The 3,965-nt window shown below is 42.2% G+C and carries 5 protein-coding genes; all 5 read left to right on the forward strand.

From position 1 onward, the window contains the following. The first annotated feature begins 158 nt into the window (after positions 1-158). Positions 159-347, forward strand: a complete 189-nt coding sequence (locus tag HWQ38_RS13485; protein ID WP_292794225.1) for a hypothetical protein — start codon at positions 159-161, stop codon at positions 345-347. Positions 348-552: 205 nt separating this feature from the next. Further along, positions 553-1,620, forward strand: coding sequence for an aliphatic sulfonate ABC transporter substrate-binding protein (locus HWQ38_RS13490; protein WP_292794228.1), 1,068 nt, complete (start codon positions 553-555; stop codon positions 1,618-1,620). A 155-nt stretch (positions 1,621-1,775) separates the two neighbouring features. Continuing rightward, the gene (locus tag HWQ38_RS13495) at positions 1,776-2,537 is read left to right on the forward strand and encodes a class II aldolase/adducin family protein (protein WP_292794229.1); all 762 of its coding nucleotides are present in this window, start codon (positions 1,776-1,778) and stop codon (positions 2,535-2,537) included. A gap of 45 nt (positions 2,538-2,582) precedes the next feature. Then, on the forward strand, positions 2,583-3,611 hold the full coding sequence (locus HWQ38_RS13500; RefSeq protein WP_292794232.1) for an ABC transporter substrate-binding protein: 1,029 nt from the start codon (positions 2,583-2,585) through the stop codon (positions 3,609-3,611). Between the two features lie 61 nt (positions 3,612-3,672). Then, positions 3,673-3,900, forward strand: coding sequence for a hypothetical protein (locus HWQ38_RS13505; protein ID WP_292794234.1), 228 nt, complete (start codon positions 3,673-3,675; stop codon positions 3,898-3,900). Positions 3,901-3,965 lie beyond the last annotated feature (65 nt).

The raw sequence follows: 3,965 nt of genomic DNA on the forward strand, positions 1-3,965 counted from the left end.
ACGACACGTACACTCCTTTGTTAAGGATCGCCTGCTTTTAGTCTAAACTCCAGTAGTGATGACAGTCCCCGGAAACTTGCTAGATTTTCCGCAAGTGCATAAAGTGCTGGGTGCGATCGTCAATACTGGACGCTCATTTCCTTTTATATATTCTGCTTATGGTTTTAACACCACTAACACGCCTAATTGTTAGCACTTCCATCGGTACTACAGCCGCTTTAGTTCCCCTAACTCTCGCCGCCATCCCATTTTTTGGTCGCATTGCTGAAACTTTGTCGCTCAAACCAAAGAATTATTTTGATATTTGTGTCTATGGTCTTTTTACAGTTTATTTTCTCACTACTTGAGTGTAGATTCACATAGAAATACCTGCACTAAATTCTTATAGTCAAAGATAAAGAAATATTGATTAGATTTGAACATGCCCATCAAAAGGTGGTATCTTCTTTCTATATACTACGGTAAATCGATAAATTTAGTGTATTATGATCGATATGATCATAGATATGGCTGCTTAAACTCCTAAAAATTGATACCAAGGAGTCAATTGTGGTGAATTATTTCAAAGAACACCGCTTTCAGTACAAACAAAAATGTTCTGCCAGTAAGAACTTTGCGATCGCAACGTCTTTTCTTGGTTTGATAGCTTCTAGTTGCAGTCAACAAGCTATTAATGCCGCACCTAACTCAGATTCCTCTTCAAAAACTCTCACTACCAAAACTACAGAGAAAAACAATGTGATTCGCTTGGGCTACCAAAAAGGTGGGATTATTCCCATTGCACGTCAACGGGGTGAGCTAGAGCGTCAGTTAGTAAGGCAAAATATTAAAGTTGAATGGAGTGGGCCATTTGACCGTTGCGCTACGCTTTTAAATGTTCTCAATGGGAATCGAGCGGATATTGGCGGCTGTGGTGATATTCCTTCCATTTCTGGAATTGCTGCTGGACAACCTCTTTGTATTGGTTCTGTACAGCGCCCTAATCCAGGTTCTTTGAGTAGTGCCATCTTAGTTCGTGGTGATTCTCCCATTCGGAAACCGACTGATTTAATAGGTAAAAAAGTTGCTGTTAATCAAGGTGGTGCGGGCGAATATCTGTTATTAAAAGTTTTGGAAAAAGAAAATATTCCTTCATATAAAGTCCAGCGAGTTTACTTATCACCGAATGACGCTGCACCTGCTCTATATCAAGGTTCTGTTGATGCCTGGGCAGTTTGGGAACCTTATATTTCCATTGCCCAATTAGAACATAAAGCGCGAAGAATCACCACTACACACCCTGCCCCTACTTACAGCATTATGGTTGTTCGTACTGATGCAGCTAAAGAAAATCCTGCAGCTGTGAAAGCTGCTCTCACTGCTTTGAGTGAGGATGGTGAATGGTTAAATCAACACACTAATGCTGCATCAGATTTTTTAGTTAAAGAGCTAAAAATCTCTGATGCGGTAGCCAAGCAGGTGACTAAAAATCGAGGCCCAGAGTCTTACGTATTTCCTAATGCTGAAGATATCGCCAATCTTCAGAAAACAGCTGACTGGTTACTAGAGCAAAAAATTATTCCGCAACGAGTAGATATTACAACGGCAGTGTGTCCGTTAGAAACTACCGCCGCTAGGTAGCAAAGATCCAGTATTCTATCCATCTATCTTAATCCATGTCATGGGTAACGATACTAATAGTATTTGGCGACATCATTATCATCCCGAACAAAAGAGTTTGCGGTCTTTACGCTCTGGATATTCCAATGTACTTATGAAACAAGAAAGAGAAAATCATGCCAAATTTCACTAGACCACAACCGCCAGTCTTTGAACGAGTTGAAGAAGAACGACTCTACCGCAAACAACGCCTTGCTGCGGCATTTCGACTGTTTGCTCGTTTTGGCTTTAGCGAAGGAACAGCAGGCCACATCACCGCCAGAGATCCAGAGTTTACCGACCATTTTTGGGTAAATCCCCTTGGCAAGTACTTTGGCCACATCCGGGTTTCTGACTTGATTTTGGTCGATAGAGAAGGAGAAGTTGTCAAAGGTAATGCTCCCGTCAATCGCGCCCCTTTTGCCATTCATTCACAGGTTCATGAAGCGCGACCTGATATAGTTGCAGCTGCTCATGCTCATTCTCTGCATGGGAAATCTTGGTCAAGCCTTGGTCGCCTGCTTGATCCCCTAACTCAAGATGCTTGTGCTTTCTATCAAGACCAGGCTCTATTTGATGACTATAGAGGAGTAGTTTTAGATACTTCCGAGGGTAAAAGAATTGCTGAATCTTTGGGAGACAACAAAGCTGTCATCCTACGGAATCATGGCTTTTTGACGGTGGGACAGACAGTAGACGAAGCTGCTTTTTGGTACATTTCTTTTGAGCGATCGGCTCAAGCCCAACTGCTTGCAGAAGCAGCTGGCAAACCACTTCCCATTGACCACGAAACAGCAACTTTTACTCATAACCAAGTAGGAACTCATTCCGGCGGTTGGTTTAGCTTTCAGCCACTCTACGACCGAATTGTGGGCAAAGAACCAGGTTTACTAGAGTAGTTGGTGGTTATTTTTCTTCATTGTCTTTTTATACCAAAAAATAACGTGTCTATAAATTTGCAGCAGAATTTTTTCTTCTCTCTGGGTTGCTTGTTAGTAGTAACAACGGCTTGCTCAGAGGTTAAGTCTACCAGTCCGGCAACGATCGCTGCTAATCCTAGTCCATCCCAAATCGCAGTATCGAATACAACTCAATTGCATGTTGCTAAATCTAAAGGTGGCTGGGACTTAAATTTAAAGTTAGCTGGACTAGATCATTTCCCTTATCAAACTCAATTTACTGAGTTTACTGGGGGTAATTTGATGGTACAGTCAATCAATGCTGGTGCGATTGACTTGGGATCTGCTAGTGAAATTCCGCCGATTTTTGCGATTGAATCGAAAGCATCTGTAAAAATTATTGCCGCTCTCAAAGGGCCGACGGTTGGTCAAGTTGTACTCGTACCCAAGGACTCGACTGCCAAAACGATCGCTGACCTCAAAGGTAAGAATGTAGGTTACGTTAAAGCTACAACTGCCCACTACTTCCTGATTAAGATGTTGGAGAAAGTCGGGCTGAGGATGAAGGATATCAATGCAATTCCTTTATCAATACCCGATGGGCTTTCGGCTTTTCGTAAAGGACAGCTTGATGCTTGGGCTACCTACGGTTATTCCATCCCCCAAGCCAAAAAAGAAGGGGCGCGGGTGCTGGAATCTGCAAAAGATATTTTGAGTGGTAACTTCGTGATTATTGCTTCACCCAATGCGATCGCTGATCCCCAAAAGAAGGTTGCGATCGCTGATTTTCTCTGTCGTTTGCAGAAATCCCAAACTTGGCGGGAATCTAATCTCAAGCAATGGTCGAAGAATTATGCAACTACCATTGATGTTGATGAAGGCATCGTTTATCAGGATGCCAAGCAAGGACAACAACAGCGTCGTCAAGAATTACTTCCTGTTTCTGACGCAGCTATTGCTTCTCAGCAAAAGGTTGCTGATACCTTTTTTCAAGCGGGTGTAATTCCCACAAAAGTTGATGTGAAACAACTTTGGGACAGCAGTTTTAACGAAGATATCGCCAAATGCCAATAATTGCAGCAAGAAGTAAAAAGCTAAATGTCAAAATCACCTTATTTTTAATAAGGGTAAAAATATGTTTCATGGAATAGAAAGAGAATTATTAAATGGAGTACCTTGGTTATTTGGACAACAGTCTCAATTACCACATCATCTCCAATTAACAGATCACGAAGAACATGAGATACGTGATATTTGGGAATTCCCACCACAAGAATCTGCTGATCGTGAGCGTGTTCTTAAGCAGGAGATAAAACGGTTTGGGATTTTCAGCAAACTAAAAAGTTTTTCTTTAAAGGCGTAGGCGTAGCCCCCACTTCTCTACGAGACCCTTCTCTACGAGACGCTGCGCGTAGCTTGCTTCCACGA

The organism is Nostoc sp. NMS7 (genome assembly GCF_017115085.1).
Classification (GTDB): domain Bacteria; phylum Cyanobacteriota; class Cyanobacteriia; order Cyanobacteriales; family Nostocaceae; genus Nostoc.

Excerpts from the sequence above, each read along its gene's own strand:
- HWQ38_RS13485 (WP_292794225.1), top strand. The coding sequence starts at position 159 with ATGGTTTTAACACCACTAACACGCCTAATTGTTAGCACTTCCATCGGT.
- HWQ38_RS13495 (WP_292794229.1), top strand. The coding sequence starts at position 1,776 with ATGCCAAATTTCACTAGACCACAACCGCCAGTCTTTGAACGAGTTGAA.
- HWQ38_RS13505 (WP_292794234.1), top strand. The coding sequence starts at position 3,673 with ATGTTTCATGGAATAGAAAGAGAATTATTAAATGGAGTACCTTGGTTA.